The sequence below is a fragment of the Rhizobium sp. P38BS-XIX genome, from assembly GCF_012641435.1.
GTDB lineage: Bacteria > Pseudomonadota > Alphaproteobacteria > Rhizobiales > Rhizobiaceae > Rhizobium.
The window spans coordinates 508,557-525,033 of sequence record NZ_JABAIJ010000002.1; the positions used below are offsets into that span (position 1 = coordinate 508,557).

Annotated in this window: 13 protein-coding genes and 2 pseudogenes; 10 read left to right on the forward strand and 5 right to left on the reverse strand. The window is 56.2% G+C overall.

Features of this window, described 5'->3' with window-relative positions; all coding sequences use genetic code 11:
- The first annotated feature begins 329 nt into the window (after positions 1–329).
- The 4 genes and pseudogenes from HGP17_RS11560 to HGP17_RS33440 all read left to right on the forward strand — a co-directional run.
- A complete protein-coding gene (locus tag HGP17_RS11560) occupies positions 330–2,270 on the forward strand; it encodes a methyl-accepting chemotaxis protein (protein WP_168808947.1) in 1,941 nt (646 codons plus the stop codon).
- The gene (locus HGP17_RS11565) at positions 2,270–2,746 is read left to right on the forward strand and encodes a chemotaxis protein CheW (RefSeq protein WP_168808949.1); all 477 of its coding nucleotides are present in this window, start codon (positions 2,270–2,272) and stop codon (positions 2,744–2,746) included. Before HGP17_RS11560 ends, HGP17_RS11565 begins: the two co-directional genes overlap by 1 nt.
- Before the next feature lie 239 nt (positions 2,747–2,985).
- Positions 2,986–3,486: pseudogene (locus HGP17_RS33620) on the forward strand (IS21 family transposase); the annotation flags it as partial.
- Positions 3,487–3,504: 18 nt separating this feature from the next.
- A pseudogene (locus HGP17_RS33440) lies at positions 3,505–3,723 on the forward strand (ATP-binding protein); the annotation flags it as partial.
- 501 nt (positions 3,724–4,224) lie between these two features.
- On the opposite strand, the gene HGP17_RS11575 reads toward HGP17_RS33440, so the two are convergent.
- The gene (locus tag HGP17_RS11575; protein ID WP_168808950.1) at positions 4,225–4,539 is read right to left on the reverse strand and encodes a hypothetical protein; all 315 of its coding nucleotides are present in this window, start codon (positions 4,537–4,539) and stop codon (positions 4,225–4,227) included.
- Between the two features lie 346 nt (positions 4,540–4,885).
- Here HGP17_RS11575 and HGP17_RS11580 point away from each other — a divergent pair, with 346 nt between their 5' ends.
- The 5 genes from HGP17_RS11580 to HGP17_RS11600 all read left to right on the forward strand — a co-directional run bounded on the left by HGP17_RS11580 (position 4,886) and on the right by HGP17_RS11600 (position 9,645).
- Positions 4,886–6,052: a hypothetical protein gene (locus HGP17_RS11580; RefSeq protein WP_168808951.1), complete on the forward strand. Its 1,167-nt coding sequence runs from the start codon at positions 4,886–4,888 to the stop codon at positions 6,050–6,052.
- Positions 6,045–6,830: an ABC transporter ATP-binding protein gene (locus HGP17_RS11585; RefSeq protein ID WP_168808952.1), complete on the forward strand. Its 786-nt coding sequence runs from the start codon at positions 6,045–6,047 to the stop codon at positions 6,828–6,830. The genes HGP17_RS11580 and HGP17_RS11585 overlap by 8 nt, the downstream gene beginning before the upstream one ends.
- A gap of 517 nt (positions 6,831–7,347) precedes the next feature.
- Entirely contained in the window at positions 7,348–8,301 is a 954-nt protein-coding gene (locus tag HGP17_RS11590) for an HD-GYP domain-containing protein (RefSeq protein ID WP_168808953.1), read from the forward strand.
- 210 nt (positions 8,302–8,511) lie between these two features.
- Positions 8,512–8,895 carry a hypothetical protein gene (locus HGP17_RS11595; RefSeq protein WP_168808954.1) on the forward strand — a complete coding sequence of 128 codons (384 nt, stop codon included), beginning with the start codon at positions 8,512–8,514 and terminating at the stop codon, positions 8,893–8,895.
- A gap of 447 nt (positions 8,896–9,342) precedes the next feature.
- Positions 9,343–9,645 carry a metalloregulator ArsR/SmtB family transcription factor gene (locus HGP17_RS11600; protein WP_168808956.1) on the forward strand — a complete coding sequence of 101 codons (303 nt, stop codon included), beginning with the start codon at positions 9,343–9,345 and terminating at the stop codon, positions 9,643–9,645.
- Between the two features lie 311 nt (positions 9,646–9,956).
- Here HGP17_RS11600 and HGP17_RS11605 read toward each other — a convergent pair whose 3' ends face one another.
- On the reverse strand, positions 9,957–10,193 hold the full coding sequence (locus HGP17_RS11605) for a hypothetical protein (protein WP_246704028.1): 237 nt from the start codon (positions 10,191–10,193) through the stop codon (positions 9,957–9,959).
- 916 nt (positions 10,194–11,109) lie between these two features.
- Here HGP17_RS11605 and HGP17_RS11610 point away from each other — a divergent pair.
- Positions 11,110–14,229: a response regulator gene (locus HGP17_RS11610; protein WP_168809155.1), complete on the forward strand. Its 3,120-nt coding sequence runs from the start codon at positions 11,110–11,112 to the stop codon at positions 14,227–14,229.
- Positions 14,230–14,577: 348 nt separating this feature from the next.
- On the opposite strand, the gene HGP17_RS11615 is transcribed toward HGP17_RS11610, so the two are convergent.
- From HGP17_RS11615 to HGP17_RS11625, 3 genes are all read right to left on the reverse strand, one after another.
- A complete protein-coding gene (locus HGP17_RS11615; protein ID WP_168808957.1) occupies positions 14,578–15,573 on the reverse strand; it encodes a PAS domain S-box protein in 996 nt (331 codons plus the stop codon).
- Positions 15,574–15,711: 138 nt separating this feature from the next.
- Complete coding sequence (locus tag HGP17_RS11620; protein WP_168808959.1) at positions 15,712–15,987, reverse strand: hypothetical protein; 276 nt, start codon at positions 15,985–15,987, stop codon at positions 15,712–15,714.
- Between the two features lie 95 nt (positions 15,988–16,082).
- The gene (locus HGP17_RS11625; protein ID WP_168808961.1) at positions 16,083–16,463 is read right to left on the reverse strand and encodes a DUF6481 family protein; all 381 of its coding nucleotides are present in this window, start codon (positions 16,461–16,463) and stop codon (positions 16,083–16,085) included.
- Positions 16,464–16,477: the final 14 nt, after the last annotated feature.

The following is a 16,477-nucleotide window of genomic DNA, read 5'->3' on the forward strand; positions in this document are numbered from 1 at the left end:
TTTCTCGACATAATTGGTTGAGCGCATGAAACCAATGCTTGTATGATACTTCCCACTACAGCATCGAACCTTCGATTATCAAAAAATAAACGAAGTTACCCGATTATTCGGGTTACAGGGACTTTCCCATGACGGTAGAGATATCCTGTCAGTCAGACGCTCTCAATTTCGGCGCACCGCGTTTTGCACTCAACTGAAATAAGAGTTAGGTAGCATGCTGCGCGCCTGAAGGACGCGAGGCGCGTTCATACACATATGGCTGACTCACTTCAGAGGTCGCGATGTTGGCGGTTCCTTTGCATCGTCCCTCGTTGTACTAGGAGCTCGCTATGTCAGCGTTCAACAATTTGAAAATTCTCACGAAGATATCAATCGCGTTTTCGATTATCATTATCCTTACGTTGGCCGCCTGCATCATCAATGTTCGTGGCCTCGGACAAGAGAGCGACTCGGTAGAACTAACAGAACACACCTATAAAGTTCTGCTACGGCTCGATCAGTTGACCGCAGCGATGGTCGATCAGGAAACGGGGCTGCGCGGGTACCTGATCTCGGGAGATGAACTGTTTCTCGCGCCGCAGAAGGCGGGCGAGGAATCATTCCAAAAAGCGTTTGATGACGTTAAGGAATTAACGCGTGACAATCCGGTTCAGCAATCGAGGCTCGCAGAAATCGCCGCGTCCGTGAAGAGCTGGCAGACTGATGTTCTCTCGACAGAGCTTCAGATGATGCGCGACCCTGCCACTCGTGAGCAGGCTCGCACAGCTGAAGCCAAGGCGGCTGGAAAGAAGTTCATGGATGCGATCCGTGCCAAGGTCGCCCAGATGGCCGGAGAGGAGAGCGCGCTCCTTAAGAGCCGCAATGCAATCTCCGATGCCGCAGCGCGAACAACCGCTTTAAGTAATTATCTAGCCAGTGCCGTTATCATTGCCGTTTCACTGCTTTCTCTCTGCCTCGTCTTCATCATCGTAATCAAGCCGATCAACAGCATCAATGCTTCGATGCGTAGGCTTGCCGGTGGAGACCACGCTGGCGAAATACCGCATATCGGCCGAAAGGATGAAGTCGGTGAGATGGCTGCGGCCGTCGAGGTTTTCCGTGAAAACGCCATCGAGCGCGTCCGGCTCGAGCAGGAAACCGAAGCGAACCACTCGATGACCGAGCGGGAGCGTATCGAGCGAGAACAGCAAAAAGCAAAAGAAGCCGCTGATGTGCAGTTTGCCGTTGAGAATCTCGCTACGGCTCTATCGAACCTCTCGGACGGGGATGTCTCCTACCGCATACACCAGCCGTTCACGGCGTCGCTTGACGGCGTTCGAAGTGACTTCAATAATTCCGCAGATAAGCTACAGGCGGCGTTGAACAATGTTGCCGAAAACGCTCGCGGCATCGATGCGGGCGCCAACGAAATCAAATCCGCCGCCGACGACCTCGCCAAGCGTACCGAGCAGCAGGCAGCGGCCGTAGAAGAAACTGCAGCCGCGCTTGAGGAGATCACCACAACCGTTAAAAACTCCACGCAACGAGCCCAAGACGCCGGACAGCTCGTATCGCGCACCAAGGCAGGAGCAGAGCGGTCAGGCGAGGTTGTACGCCGTGCCGTGGCGGCAATGGAGCAAATCGAGACATCCTCGGGGGAGATCTCCAACATCATTGGTGTGATCGACGAAATTGCGTTCCAGACGAATCTTCTAGCGTTGAACGCGGGTGTTGAAGCCGCACGAGCAGGCGACGCCGGCAAGGGATTTGCGGTCGTTGCCCAAGAGGTTCGCGAGCTTGCTCAGCGTTCTGCACATGCGGCCAAAGAGATCAAGGCGCTGATCACCACCTCCAATTCTCAGGTCCAGCAAGGTGTGCAACTCGTCGGCGATACTGGTAAGGCCCTCGAGACGATCGTCGCTGAGGTACAGCAAATCAATCGCCACGTGTCAGCAATCGTAGAGTCGGCGCAGGAGCAGTCGTCAGGGCTTCAGCAGATTAACACGGCGGTTAATCAAATGGACCAGGACACACAGAAAAACGCAGCAATGGTCGAACAGACGACGGCTGCAAGTCACAGCCTGGCGAGGGAAGTAGTCTCGCTGAACCAATTACTGGGTCAGTTCAAACTCGGAGAGGGAGCTTCCCAACGGATAACGCCCGCTCGTATTTCCAACGCTAAGGACAAGCCGACCAGTTCTCCGGTCAAGGCGCTTGGAAGGAGAATTGCTTCCGCCTTCTCCGGCAATGTCGCTATCAGTACACAAAACAGCGAGTGGGAGGAGTTTTGATGGCGACCTCCCTTGCAGCCGGCGACCAACATCTGGAAATTATTGCGTTCATGCTACATGAACAGCAGTTCTGTGTACGTACCATTTCCATCCGCGAAATTCGCGGATGGGCACCCGTCACCCCGTTGCCGCACTCTCCGCCCGAGGTCATGGGAGTGATGAACTTGCGCGGATCTGTCATCCCGATTGTCGACCTGGCCGTCAAGCTGGGAATGCCGCCGGCCCAGACGACTGAGCGTAGCGCGATTGTCGTGACAGTTGTTGGCGGCGCAACTATTGGCCTGATGGTCGATCGCGTCTCCGATATCCTTACCATCTCGATATCTGACCTCCAAGCTGTCCCGGTTGCAGCTGGAGTTTCAGACAAAGGTTACGCCGAGGGAATTTTTGCGCGAGGAAAGGACATGATCTGCCTTCTTAATCTCGAGGGCATCTTCGCTTCGAGTGCTACCGAAGAGTGGGAAAAGGTCGCCTAGACCGAGCCGCCGGCCGCATCGTCGTATATGCGGTCGGCAGCTCACGACACTCCGACACGCGAGAAATGCGGACATAAACACGCGGCGCGCCTTGGAATCATTGATGGTAAGCTCATTAAATTCCGAAGTTGACACTCTGGAGCAACATAATCGGCGGAACCCTTTGTGATTTCGAGAGGGAGAGTATGATGCTCAAAACCATCAACTAACCATCAAGTATTGATTGGCACTAACAACTGATCCTGGCGTCTTTCGCCAGTCAGCTGGTGAGCCTTCGCGTTTATCCGGACCTTGTTGTGGTCGTCGCAGAAGGATAGATCATTTGCGAGCATCGTCGCTTCATTGATCGCTCCCAGGACAGGCCGGACAGGAAAGACGATCTACGACTGGCGGCATTATCTGGCGGTCGTGCAGCGTAAGCCAGTTGCGCCTCGCAACAGCGCACCATTCGTCGAACTCCCTGATGATTCGGGGCCTTGCAGCAATACCTGCTCAAGCATTCGGGCGGAGACCGGGAAATGGTCTATATCTTGGCGCTCGTCCTTCAGCACGACGAACAGGCAGTCCTGTCGGCGGTCGACATGGCGCTGAAGTCCGGCGTTCCAAGCAAGACGCATGTGCTGAACCTGCTGCACTGTCTCGTCGACGGCAAATTCTTCTCGCCGCCGACCATCGATGCGCGGAAAGCCCTGACGCTTACCAACGAGTCGAAGGCCGCTGTCGAACGATACGATGCCCTGGAAAGACAGAGGCCCGCGATGCGTCATAATCCAGCAAGCTGTGCGATCGTCAACATGCTACGGCAACTGAAGACGTACGGCATGGCACAAGCCGTCGGCGAACTGACCGAGCAGGAATCGCCAGCGTTCAAGGCTGCCGTTCCGATCCTGTCACACATCTTCAAAGCGGAAACGGCCGACGGGGGGCGATCGACCGCTTATCAGATCAAGACCGCCCGCGTTCCTGCCTATCGTGATCCGAACAGTTTTTGCCAGTCGATGATTTGGGTGGTGTGCCTCGGCATGGCGCGGGGTACCCGCTTCAGGATTTCCGTCCCATCCGAAATCACGGTGACGTCGCCAAGACCGCAACACCCTTCTTGCTGAAGCGCATGGAGTATTCGATCTCGACTTGCGGTCTGGGCCTGTGCGACTGGTCGCGAAATAGCCGCCACGTGGTTCGTCCCGAACGCCGCGACCATATCTGGCCGCAACAAGCTCGAAGTTTCGCGCTGAATTGGGATCGGCGCTCCGCACATGAGCTGTATCGATGCTGGCGACGAACTCTCTGCGCCGATTGCCGGGACGCTGCATCTCAAGTTGGCGCAATACCTTCAACTAAGCCCTTGAGCGCCGCTCTTCTCCTGTGCGCTCCTCGTCTAGCGGTTCACACATCCTGATGGAGCGCTTGCGCAAAGCTGCATGCGTCTCGGTCGGCTCAAGCGGTAGGAATTGAGCAAGCACTCTCGCCGCCTGCCGCTACGGCATCATGCTTCCCAGCCGCGCGGTTAGTTCCATCAACTCGGGCGTCGCTCGATCCGGGCAGATTTCCTTCAGTGGCACGAAAGCAGCCACCATGCCTGGATGGCAATCACCGCACAGCATCCAGCGGGGATTGCGCACCTTTACCACGCCGAAGACTGTTCTGATCCGGCGCGTCGTGTAATCCTTGACGGTCCGGAACGTGTGGCATTCCGTGCGAACCCGACGAAAGAGAGTGTAGCTCTCCGCCTCATGGTTCACGGCTGCGCTCTGGAGCACCGCCACGATCTTCTTGCCGGCTTCAATTGACAACCCCGGTCGCCGTCAACAGCCGCACCCAGCTCTTGTCGATGCGCCCCTCCGCCAGATGTCGCCAAAATCGTTCTTGCCTCGATCGTGATCGTCCGTTGCACGGCCATCGCTTTCTCTCCGAACAAAGCGACGACAACGGACTACTTGGGCCTAAACAACCCGTTTTCCGCCCCAGAGATATTACCGGTCTCCAACGGCCGCAATCTCACGGTTAACTGCCAAACCACACACAGCAAGAATAAATCCGCATCGTGAGCTCCCACTTGACATGACAGGAACACAATCCGCCATTGAATTCCGATGAGGCAGGGCCATCGTAAAGACGTCCGGCCAGGGAGAGTGATCAATGAAACACGACGGGCTCGTCCTGAACTTGCTGCGAAAGGAAGTGCTGGGTTCGCTCCGATCGTTGCGCCGCAGCGATCTCGCGTGGCTTATCCTCGGCGGCAGCGCGGTTATGGCTTATGCTATAGCTGATGCCGTCGTAGCCCTGCATGCCGCCGCACCATTGCTGCGGAGTTCGCCATCGCTTTGGCTCGCCGGGCTTTCGGCCGCGGCATTGCTCCTGGGGGTCTTCACTGGTTACGGCACCACCCGCCTGGCTTTGTCGCGGGCTTATGCACCCTTCATGAAGGCCCTCCCCATCTCCAACCGAGAGCGGCGGCGAATGGCAGTATTAGCAGCGGCCAAAACGGGGGTGTGGTTTGGAGCGATCGTCGCCTGCGTTGCAGGCATGGGCTGCGTACCCCTCGCCGAACCCTACGCCTTCGCGTGGGCCTTTGTTGCCGCTGCCCTTTTTGCCGCCGGATTTGCGCCAGCCATTACCGCACAGATGCGCGTCTTCAACCGTCAGCCGGCCGGTGAGGCGACGACTACCGATCATGAATCCGGCCTCCACCGAACGCGGCTAACTCTCGCGTGTTTCGACCGAGCCCGCCCGACCTGGTCCGGCGCCTGGGCATGGAACCTGCGCGCTGGTATTGTGAGGCCATCACGGCGCATAGCCGCAGCCGGCCTAATGATCGGCCTTGCTGTTCTGATCGCGGTTGTCGGCGGACTCATCCATCATCAGGCCGCGCCGGGTGCGATCGTGGGGCTGGCTGGCGGCCTTGCGACGTTTATGTTCGCGCTGCGCTATCATCCTCTGGGGTCACCGGTGCTGCGTACTGCGCCGATCGGCTTTGTGCGGGCATGGCTGCGGCTCCTATGGCTTCCGCTACAATTGTCGGCGGCCTTCTTTGCGCTGCCTGCCGGCGCGGCGCTCGCAGCAGAGCCGTCCTCGTTGTCGGTGGTGGCGGCGAGCGGCTTGTGGCTCTTAATGCTGAACGGCGCCTATGCGGTTTTCGCCGCTTATTTCATGAGCACGCCGTTGATTGCCGCTTTCAGCTTCGTCGCAGCGATCATCTACGCGGCCTACGAGTCGTCAGAATACGGAAGGACGGTGGTCCTGGGCTTTGTCGCTCTTGTCGTCTGGTTGCTCCACAGGACGCGCAGAAGGTTCTATCATGGTTGATGTTGACCGCGAGTTCACCGCAGCGCAGGAAGTTTTGCGCCTATCCAACCTGAATGTAGGTTATGGCGGCCACCTCGTCATCGTCGGCGTCGACCTGCTGATGCAGCGCGGCGATATCGTTGGCCTTCTAGGCGCCAACGGATCAGGTAAATCGACGCTGATCAAGGCAATCACTGGGCAACTGCGCCCAAGCGCTGGGGAGATCGTCGTTGATGGTATCGATCTCGCCCGAACGCCGGAACGAGCGAAGGCGCGCTTTGGCCTGGCCGTGGACGTCGCGGACCTGCCGCAATCGCTTTCCGGCCAGCAGTATCTCGAACTCGTAGCCTCGCTTCGCTCCTGCCCGGCGGCGGATTGGCCAGACAGCAACCTGCCAGCGAGGCTGGGCATGTCAGCGTGGCTGGATCGGCCGATCGGTGAATATTCATTGGGTACGCGCGCCAAGATCTCGATCGCCGCAGCGCTGCTTGGCTCTCCGCCATTGCTGATCTTCGACGAATGCCTAAACGGCCTGGATCCACTCGCCGCTTGGGAGATGAAGTCGCTGATGATGGAGCTCGCCGCAAGCGGAAGACATGCGGTCCTCATCTCCACGCACGACCTTGAGACGGTACCCCGTCTTTGCAATCGGGCGGTTTTCCTCGCCAGAGGCAAAGTTGCGCGATCATGGGAGCCTGATGATCTTGCCAGAATGCGGCCGACGCCTGGCGCTTTCGAAGAATGCGTTATCGGCACACTCAAGGCACAACTGGAGGTACCGCCAAGATTCGGCATATAAGAACATTCCCGCAAATTTAATGCCCGCGGAGAATCGAATTGATTGCGGCTCGGGTTGGCCTGGTAGACGGCCTCGACTCCATTCGAGAGTGGTCGCTCGAAGCCGGATGCCAGCAATCCTTCATCCGGCCTTCAATCGCTACCAAGCGACCATGCAAAGCAGATTGCTCGACGACTTCTGCGATAGGCTCGCGAACACTGACAACGGATTGCGAACGTCCCCAGACGCAAGCATCCGGTGAGAAGAGCTTGAGGACCGAAGTGGTGGCAAGGAGCATACAATGCTCCCTCTCATCGTCCGTTCTGATCCAATCGCTTTTATGCCACCCTCGCGCCAGGTTGCACTTTTGGCCTTTCGCGAACTAGGCGACGACCAGCCGTCTGGGGATGGTAATCTGATGACCTACCGCGTATCTTTCGATAGAACCGGTATAATTACGCCCGTTGTATCAGAGAGTAAGTGTCCCTTAATACGCAAGCTGCCAAAATACGGGACGCAGCCTTGTTGGGAGACCTCAATGCTTAAACGGATCCGTGTTGGTCAATTGCGTATTGGGATGTATGTCACGGAGATTGATCTCCGGCGTCCGCAGGGTCAGTTTGTGCCTTTTCTGATCCGAAATCGGCGCGACCTTGAGAAATTGATTGCTGCGTGCGCAATCAGTGCGCTTATTGATACGTCAAGAGGAATTGACGCTGGAAATTGCGACGTGACCGAGCTGTCGAATCTTGAGCGTTTCGATCAGGACATCCGGACACGCTTTTCCGCGCACGAAATCTCTGACGCGAAGGCAACGATCGCCGTCGCTGCCCCAATGATAAGCGAACTGCTCGCAACAGCCCGAAACAGTACCGTTGACCTGAGTTACGCCACGCGTGCCGTTTCTGAGTTGATGACGTCAAGTTTCGCGAATGCAGCGGCATTGGTGAGCCTTGCACGCCTGAAAAAGCGCGATGAGGCGACTTTTCTTCATTCGCTGTCAGTGAGCATGTTGATGATGACTTTCGGCCGCAGTCTCGGCCTGGACAAGGACTGCGTGCGGGATCTAGGCGTTGGCGGCCTTGTCCATGATATTGGCAAAGTGAAGATTCCAAACGAGATTTTGAACAAGTCCGGCACGCTCTCCGACGAGGAATATACGATCATCAAGTGTCACGCAGAGGTTGGTTACAAGCTCTTGAGTAAAACCGACAATGTGACACACGACGTGCTCGATATCTGCCGGTATCATCACGAAAGAATCGACGGAACCGGTTACCCCCATGGTCTTTCGGGAGAAGCGATACCTTTCGTCGCGCGTATCGCGGCGATCTGTGATGTTTATGACGCGTTAACAACCATTAGATCTTATAAGCCTGCCTGGTCTCAACAACGAGCGGTTGAATGGATGATTAGTTCCACGGGGCAATTTGATCGTACCCTTTTAAAATCATTCGTATCGGGAGTCGTGTTGAAAGGGGCCATCGGATAACAGGCTGACAAGTTAGGCATTTTAATAATGGCCAATTTGTCGCAACTACCGTCGGTCGCCGCTCCAAAATTTACGCCCGATCAGGAATGTACTTGAGAAGATCTGGATTGCCTTTAGGAGGAGAAGGCGGTCGCGGAAACCTTCACCTGTACGAAATCGTTAGCCTGCGGGCGCTTTCAAAAGCCTCGTCGTATTTTCGGAGTTACACTGATGAACGCGGCGGAAAATAAACGGATTGCCAGAGCGATTGCCGAATTCGGCTCGGCGCAATATGACACTCCTTCCGGAGCGTTGCTCTCGCTTATGACAGAATTCCTTCACGAGGAAAAGTTACGCGATTTTTCGAAAGCAGTTGTTGCCTTTCGAGATTTGATCCCTGCCAACGCTCCTTTCGTCATTGACAAGGTGCCACAAAAAGTTGTCCGTTTTCTGCACCGTCAGCGCGGAATCGCGCCGAACGAATTCGAGCGCTGGGCAATCGATAATCCGGAATGGTCTTACAATTTAAAACTAGCTGTGCTCGAGCCAGACACATTCCAATTGGTCGTCGCTAATATCGAAGAATCGATCCGAGGTGATCGACCACTCTTCTAGGGTAGGTTAGCGCAGCCAATCGACGGACTGCGATTTCAGCAAAGCTAAAGACGCTTCTGGGTTCTAGCGTATGTCTTGAACCTTCGTTTAGACAGCGATCGCTCCTAAACGTACATCCGATCGGCCGTTCAGCTCGCATCTGCACGTTGAAGGTCTCGGCTTAGGCGTTTGCAACGACACGCAAGCGGGCTTAGTAGCGGTAGGCGGAATTTTCCATGTAGAACTCATCGTTGTCTTTGATGAACGTACGCGCCCGCTGCCCAAACCGCATCGATTGGCATTTGCGCCAACGTCGTGCGCACGATCTTATTTTAGGATAGCTTAAGGTCTGAAAAGAGGATGATTTGAAAGTCGGTCGCCTTGCGAAAATTCGCCTACGGCCGTAAACTTCTGTCTAGGTCCGTCACTAAATCTAAATATATTTTGTCTGGCATCGGGAGGTCGCAGATGTATTCAGGTCCGAATGGAGGCATGGCACGCGCCGAAATGCATGCCGGGCTAATGAACGCGTTGTCGCATCCTACACGCCTCTTAATCTTGAATGCCATCCGTGCGCATGAACTCAGCGTAGGGCAGCTTTGCGAGGTCTGCCGGCTAAATCAATCAGTTATTTCACAACACCTTTCTCGTCTTAGAGATCAAGGCATCGTCAAAACCCGGCGCGAACATCAAATGATATTCTACCGCCTCGCATCGGAAGATGCCGAAAGATTGCTTGTAACCCTTAGCGACATTCAGTTCCACAATTGAGTCCCTTTAACGCCTGTCGGGCTTTTGGCGCGCTTTTGTCGCTCGAATGGTCTTGTCGCGGCCTTTACAAAGACTTTTCATACCCCCGCTTTCGTCCCACTTGGAGATGGATAAAGAAAAGGGGATGTTCTGTCCTAGGTACCATGCTTATTTCTCGCGGCATTTTCACGCTTTTCGAAATCAACGCTTTGATTTATCGCCATATGAAATCCATCATAAGCGGCCAGTGAACGGATTTTCAGCTCAGACAGATATCTTTGCCCCGTCAGCCATGACGCGTTCGATCATTTCTGGATCGTAGTTTTCATCCGTCAGGAACTCGCGGACCCGCGGGCACCTCCGTCCCACGACCTGATCTCGGCGGGCAACTCCTGCAGGCATTTCAATGCCACGCCGGGTAAACCGGTGGTGCCGTCTTCAGTGCTGTTATGGACATGGGCCATTTCGATAACGTTGGTGTTGGCGGCAATTTCGTGGAGGAGCTCAAGGTCCTCGCCGATCATGGTGGCGACGTCGTCGATCGCATAGATGTGCGTCGAACGAGCCATCAGACTGCCTTTTGCAGAGCGGTGGTTGCCGGCATCATAGCTTTCGAACCGGGCAGTCTTTTGTCTGTCCCAAAACCCTGTCAGCTAAGTTTCCGGGTGATAGCCATGTAACTTGGCCGCCTCGACGATGGTCAGATTATGGCGATACGCTCTCCGCCGTCATATGCCAGTTCTTTCTGTCAATTCCAATGCCCCGTTCATTTTCCTAAATCGGGGATGACGTTGAGGTCTATTCCCCCTGCCATCGGTATTTTGGATCAAGAGTTCCTGTTGCCGTGTCGAGGACGAGCAAAAGGCCGGCTCCTAAATGTTTTTGGTGCCGACAGGCGTTGATCGAACTGGACAGACTGGTTTCAGGCGGTGCGAAGGCGGCAGTTCTAGGCGTTCCACCACCAAACCAACACCCCGATCGAAAAGACTCGCCCCCGAATAGCGACGTCTCCACCGTCCCGCTGCAAGCGTCGGCTAATGGCGATTTGCAGCTTATGTCCATCCTTCGCTTGTTTACGACCCGTCACTTGGTTGCGGCGTCGCCTTCGTGATCCCTGCTCCCGCGCGAAATCCATCGAACATCAGACGTGCTCGTCATAATGCGGAAATCGATTTCGAAGGGACGGTCGGCGCCACGTGTTGCAACGAACGCCGCCCTCAACCGGTCCTGGTCGGCAGGTGCACAACGCGACACCCGCCGAGTTGATAGCCCGTGGAGTTCGTCGACGCTCTATTCAGACTACGAAACCGCTTGGCTCACACCTAATTCTCTTTCACCAAAAGCAAAAACTAGCCCGAATTTAGAACTAGCGGGCTCGACAAGCGTTATCAATGGCCTAACTCAGCTCCGCAACCATTGCCTGGATATGCCATGCCGCTAAAAGTTTCTGATCAGTATCTGGATGTATTCGTCGGTGACAGTGAAATGGCGCATATGATGCGCCAGCATGATTGGCCGAATAGTTCGCTCGGCACACCTGACACTTGGCCAGAGGCTCTGAAAGTGGCGCTGCGCTTGCTGCTGACGTCAAAGTTCGAAATGTGGCTCGGTTGGGGTCCCGACATCGCGTTTTTCTATAACGACGCCTATCGGCCGACACTGGGAAACAAGCATCCTAACGCCCTCGCCGTGCCGACCAAAGTCCTGTACGCCGAGATCTGGGATGACGTAAAAGGTCGGCTTGCTACGGTCTATGAAAACGGCCAAGCGACTTGGGACCGGGCGCTTCTTCTTCTACTTGAGCGCAACGGCTATCCCGAGGAGACCTATCATACTTTCTCCTACAGCCCGCTAATCGGTGACACCGGTAAGGTAGAGGGCGTATTCTGCGCCGTGGCCGAGGAGACCGAGCGCGTCATCGGTGAGAGGCGCATTTCCACGATGCGTGCGCTAGCCTCGGAACTTGCGGCTGTCGATACGCGACTTGACGTCATCAGCGCCTCTTACGGTGCTTTAAAGGACAACCTTCAGGACCTGCCGTTCAGTGCCCTCTATCTTTTCGACGAAAATGGCACCGCGAAACGGGAGTGGGTATGCGGCGCGCCAGATGACCATCCACTGATGCCCTTGGAAATCGTCAGCGGCGCTGGTTTCTGGAAGGTGGAGCGCGCGTGGACGGAGCAAGCCGTCGAGCTGATTGAGTTAATGGGCATTGGTGACATTCCTTCGGGACCGTGGCCGAAGTCACCGAAACAGGCGGCGGTCGTCCCGCTGATTGGACAGGGCGGAGGTAAGCCGAAAGGAATATTGATCAGTGGACTAAATCCCCACCGTGCGGTCGACGACGAGTATCTCGACTTCCTCAAGCTGATCGCCGGGCAGATCGCCTCGCGGCTGGCAAGCGCAGAAGCATTCGAAACGGAACGCCGTCGGGCCGCGGCTTTGGCGGAAGCCGCCCAACTGCGAGAGCAAGCCGCGGTCGCTCTTGAACAGCTCAATCGCCAACTTTCCTCGGAAATCGAACTTCGTACCGCCGAGCGTGATCGGATGCGAGATCTGTTCCAGCAGGCGCCGAGCTTCATGTGTATCCTGAGAGGGCCGGATCATGTCTTCGAGCTCGTCAATGACGCCTACCTGCAACTGGTCGGGAACCGTCAGCTCCTGGGTCTGAGCGTCAGGGATGCTTTGCCCGAGGTTGAAGGACAGGGTTTCTTCGACTTGCTCGATAGCGTTTTCCAAACAGGCAAGCCTTATATTGGACGCAACCTCCAAGTGTTCCTTAAGCGCGAGGGCGGTAAAGAAACCGATGAGCGGTTCATCAACTTGATCTACCAGCCGATATCCGACGCAGTTGGCAATGTGACAGGCATTTTCGTTGACGGGTTCGACGTCACCCATCAGAAGCGGGCGGAAGATCAGCTCCAGAGCCTCAATCATACGCTTGAACAACGCGTCGAGCAGCGCACCCATGAACTGCGATCGGCACTCCTGCGGTTGGAGAAGGAAACCGTCGAGCGCGAAACCGCTCAGATGGCTCTACGGCAGGCGCAAAAAATGGAGGCGCTCGGCAATCTCACCGGCGGGGTCGCACACGACTTCAACAATCTCCTGCAGGTCGTGAGCGGCAATCTGCAACTCCTGTCCAGAGACATCGACGGCAATACGAGGGCGGAGCAACGCCTGGGGAACGCTTTGGCTGGCGTTGCCCGAGGCGCGAAACTGGCCTCGCAACTTCTGGCTTTTGGGCGCCGCCAGCCGCTAGAACCCAAGGTCGTTAATTGCCGCAAGCTTATCCAGAATATGGACGACATGCTTCGGCGCGCCTTGGGCGACGAGATCGAGCTTGAAACCGTGGTCTCCGGCGGGTTGTGGAACACCCTGATCGATCCCGGCCAGCTGGAAAATGCAATCCTGAACCTCGCGATCAACGCACGCGATGCGATGGACGGCTGCGGACGGCTGACGATCGAGACAGCGAACGCCGTGCTCGATGATGACTACGCCGGCATGCATGAGGACGTTCGTCCTGGTCAATACGTCTTGGTCGCCGTGACGGACACAGGATCAGGGATACCGGCCGATATTATCGATCACGTGCTCGAACCGTTCTTCAGCACGAAGTCCGAAGGTAAGGGAACTGGTCTTGGGCTTTCGATGGTCTACGGATTCCTGAAGCAGTCCGGCGGACACCTCAAGATATATACCGAGGTCGGCCATGGCACGACGATGAAACTCTATATGCCGCGCACCATGCAAATCGAGGACGGGCTGGCGAACCTGAAAGCTATCCCGGTCAAGGGTGGCACAGAGACCGTTCTCGTAGTCGAAGACGACGACGGAGTGCGGGATACCTCGGTCGCACTTTTGACCGATCTCGGGTACCGCGTTCTCAAAGCCCATGATGCCCAGTCCGCCTTTGCTATCGTCAATAGCGGCATGCCGATCGATCTTTTGTTCACTGACGTCGTAATGCCCGGCCCCATGCGCAGTACGGAGCTTGCAAGAAAAGCAAAGGCGCTTCTTCCTAACATGGCTGTGCTCTACACGTCGGGCTACACCGAAAACTCAATCGTGCACGGGGGCAGGTTGGATGCCGGAGTGGAACTGCTCTCCAAGCCCTATACCCGCGAAACACTTGCCCGGAAAATTCGGCACGTCCTGAGCAACGCGCGCCAGCATCAGATTGCCGTGGAGCGATTGGAACGGCAGGAGCAAGTGCCTCCTTTCACACAGAAGGTCGGTCGAAGGGAAAGTGCGAGAGTACTCGTGGTGGAAGACGAGCCACTGATCCTGATGTCGACGGTCGATATGGTCAGCGAGCTCGGCCATACGGCTTACGAAGCCGGCTCAGCGGAAGATGCGCTTGCGTTGCTCGAAACCCATGACGTTGATGTCCTGCTTACCGATGTTGGCCTGCCCGGCATGTCGGGGACCGATCTGGCCCGACAGGTCCGGGAGCGCTGGCCTTCCGTGCGCATCGTGTTTGCAAGTGGTGACGATAGCGCCGGGTCGGCCTCGGGTATAGACAACGCACTTCATCTGCCAAAGCCATTCACGATCGAAGGATTGGCCGAGATCCTGTCATACTCACAGGAAAACATGTGAATGAGATCCGATGCCCGTGGTGTGGCAGATCGAATTGCTGACGAAAGGTATGCTGTTCAAGTGCGCAACAGGACGCTGCGAGGGTTGATCTATCGTATTGGTTGTCTTGGCGGAACTGCATTCGTAAACGGACAAAAAATCTTTAGATGGATCCGCTGTCATTCGCTCGTAATCTCTTAACACGCCTTCTCCAACCTGGTCCGACGGCTCCAATGGACGCTCGATCAATATCTCAAGCAGGCACGTGAGGACGAAGTTGCAAAAGTCAATCGGCGCCACGGTTAGGGAAAGCCAAACAATCTCCGGAGGAAAGTGAACGGTTTTGAGGCGAGGAGGCCGAAATCTATCTTAGGAAGGCGGCGCCAGAGACCCGAGGCCGACCTGGATACGATCGAGTGGCGCTGCGAACCTCCAGACGACCAGTCCACCATCAAAACTCCAGGTCGCCTGACCCGAGAGAGCGGATGGCACCAGCTTAGAGAGGACGAGAGCGCCAAAGCCTTCTTCCTGCGCCAGTAAATCTGCATAAGCCACTGCTGGCTCAGACCAGGTGAGCTCGAACCTGTCGACACCCTCTTCGCTCGTTAGTCGCCACGTGACAGATATGCCGCCGACATCCTCAACGCCGAAGCGCATCGCATTCATGATCAGTTCGTGGAAGGCCATGCCAAGATTGAGAACAGCATTGGCGTCAAGAACGATCTCCGGGCCGATAATCTGGGCCGGCTGCAGAGCTTCGAAGGGTTTGAGCTGATGAGCCACCAGATCGGCAAGGCTGACGCCGGCCCAATCGACCTGCGAGAGAAGATCATGCGAATGTGACAGCGCCATGATGCGCTCCCGGACCCGCTTCTCAAAATCTTCGATTGAGCGAGACCGTGTTGCCGTCTGCCGGATGACCGCCAGGATGACAGCATACTGATTTTTGACGCGGTGATTGATTTCTCGCGTCAAAAGACGGAGCCGGCGATCGCTCTCGCGCGTCTCCGAGATGTCTCGGGCGATGCTGGATGCACCGACGAGCTTGCCAGCGCGGCTTTTGATGGGGGAGATGGTGATCGAGATCGGGATTATCCGTCCATCTCGGTGCCGGCGCGTCGTCTGGAAAGGTTCAATCCGCGCCCCTAGCTTCAGCCGCCGCAGGATATCCGCTTCCTCATCCCGTTTGTCATCAGGAATGATCAGATAGATCGGCTTTCCGACTGCCTCGCTTTCCGGAAAACCGAACATGCGCTCGGCAGCCTTGTTCCAGCTGACGATCGTACCGAAAAGATCCTTGCTGATGATCGCGTCGAAAGAAGACTCGACGATGGCTGCGAGGCGTTCTGCGCTATGCTCTTCCATGTACGACCGCTTGGCTTGTTGCTACTTCGCTGGGGTGATCTAGGCAGGCGCCCGACAGATCAACCCGGCACACCGCTAGAAAGTTCAAGGCGCTCGCATTTTTGCTGAAGCTTGTGGCTCCGCTGACCTCTATTGCTGTCAGGCGCGGTCGTAGGTAAATGACGTCAGCAACGTCGTTACGAAATTGCTGGCCCGTTCCTTGACGAGCATTTCCGTCCACTCGTCAGTGCCGCGAAGCCTCAGATCCGTGTAGATACTGTCGACCGCAGCTTCTTCGATCCGCTTGATGTGCGTCTTAAATGACGCCTCACCGCCGGCATGATACATGTCACGGATGACCATGCGCAGGATTTCCTGAATCGCAATTTGCCAGGACGTGTTGATTGCCTGAAGTTCGTTCGTATCCGGTGCCATGGTCGGCTCCTCGAAACTGAGTAAGTTCGGGAATGACGGCGTCACGCCCTGATCTGTTCCACGAACCCATCCAATAAAAGGCGGGCCCGTGGATACTAAGCCTGCCGGGCCTTGCGAGCGGCATAACGTCTGTCGCGTTCGGCTTTGCGGGCGGCCTCGTCTTGAACAACCCCTGATATCCGGGTATTCTCGGCCGATCGTCGCGCCTCGATTTCCGCTGTCGCTGCTGCCACGATGGCTGCCTGCTCTTGGGCCGCAAGAGTTTCGAGGCGGGTACGCTCCTCGACTTTCACTCGTTCCCGCTCTGCACGGCGTGCTTCGCGCGCTTCAACAAACGAGATGCGCTCGGTCTGTCTGGCGGCTCGCGATGGCTCTGCCGCCGTCTTCGCTGCTCGGTAGGCCGTGAGAAGAGATGCCTTTGCGTCAGCAGCAGCGGAGCGTCGGTCGGTAAGTTCGTTGTTTCTGGCGTGTCTCAAATTTTTATCCTGAT

Coding starts and splice junctions, on each gene's coding strand:
- HGP17_RS11610 (WP_168809155.1), top strand. CDS start 11,110: ATGGCGCATATGATGCGCCAGCATGATTGGCCGAATAGTTCGCTCGGC.
- HGP17_RS11590 (WP_168808953.1), top strand. CDS start 7,348: ATGCTTAAACGGATCCGTGTTGGTCAATTGCGTATTGGGATGTATGTC.
- HGP17_RS11565 (WP_168808949.1), top strand. CDS start 2,270: ATGGCGACCTCCCTTGCAGCCGGCGACCAACATCTGGAAATTATTGCG.
- HGP17_RS11605 (WP_246704028.1), bottom strand. CDS start 10,193: ATGGCTCGTTCGACGCACATCTATGCGATCGACGACGTCGCCACCATG.
- HGP17_RS11615 (WP_168808957.1), bottom strand. CDS start 15,573: ATGGAAGAGCATAGCGCAGAACGCCTCGCAGCCATCGTCGAGTCTTCT.
- HGP17_RS11560 (WP_168808947.1), top strand. CDS start 330: ATGTCAGCGTTCAACAATTTGAAAATTCTCACGAAGATATCAATCGCG.
- HGP17_RS11620 (WP_168808959.1), bottom strand. CDS start 15,987: ATGGCACCGGATACGAACGAACTTCAGGCAATCAACACGTCCTGGCAA.
- HGP17_RS11585 (WP_168808952.1), top strand. CDS start 6,045: ATGGTTGATGTTGACCGCGAGTTCACCGCAGCGCAGGAAGTTTTGCGC.
- HGP17_RS11600 (WP_168808956.1), top strand. CDS start 9,343: ATGTATTCAGGTCCGAATGGAGGCATGGCACGCGCCGAAATGCATGCC.
- HGP17_RS11580 (WP_168808951.1), top strand. CDS start 4,886: ATGAAACACGACGGGCTCGTCCTGAACTTGCTGCGAAAGGAAGTGCTG.
- HGP17_RS11595 (WP_168808954.1), top strand. CDS start 8,512: ATGAACGCGGCGGAAAATAAACGGATTGCCAGAGCGATTGCCGAATTC.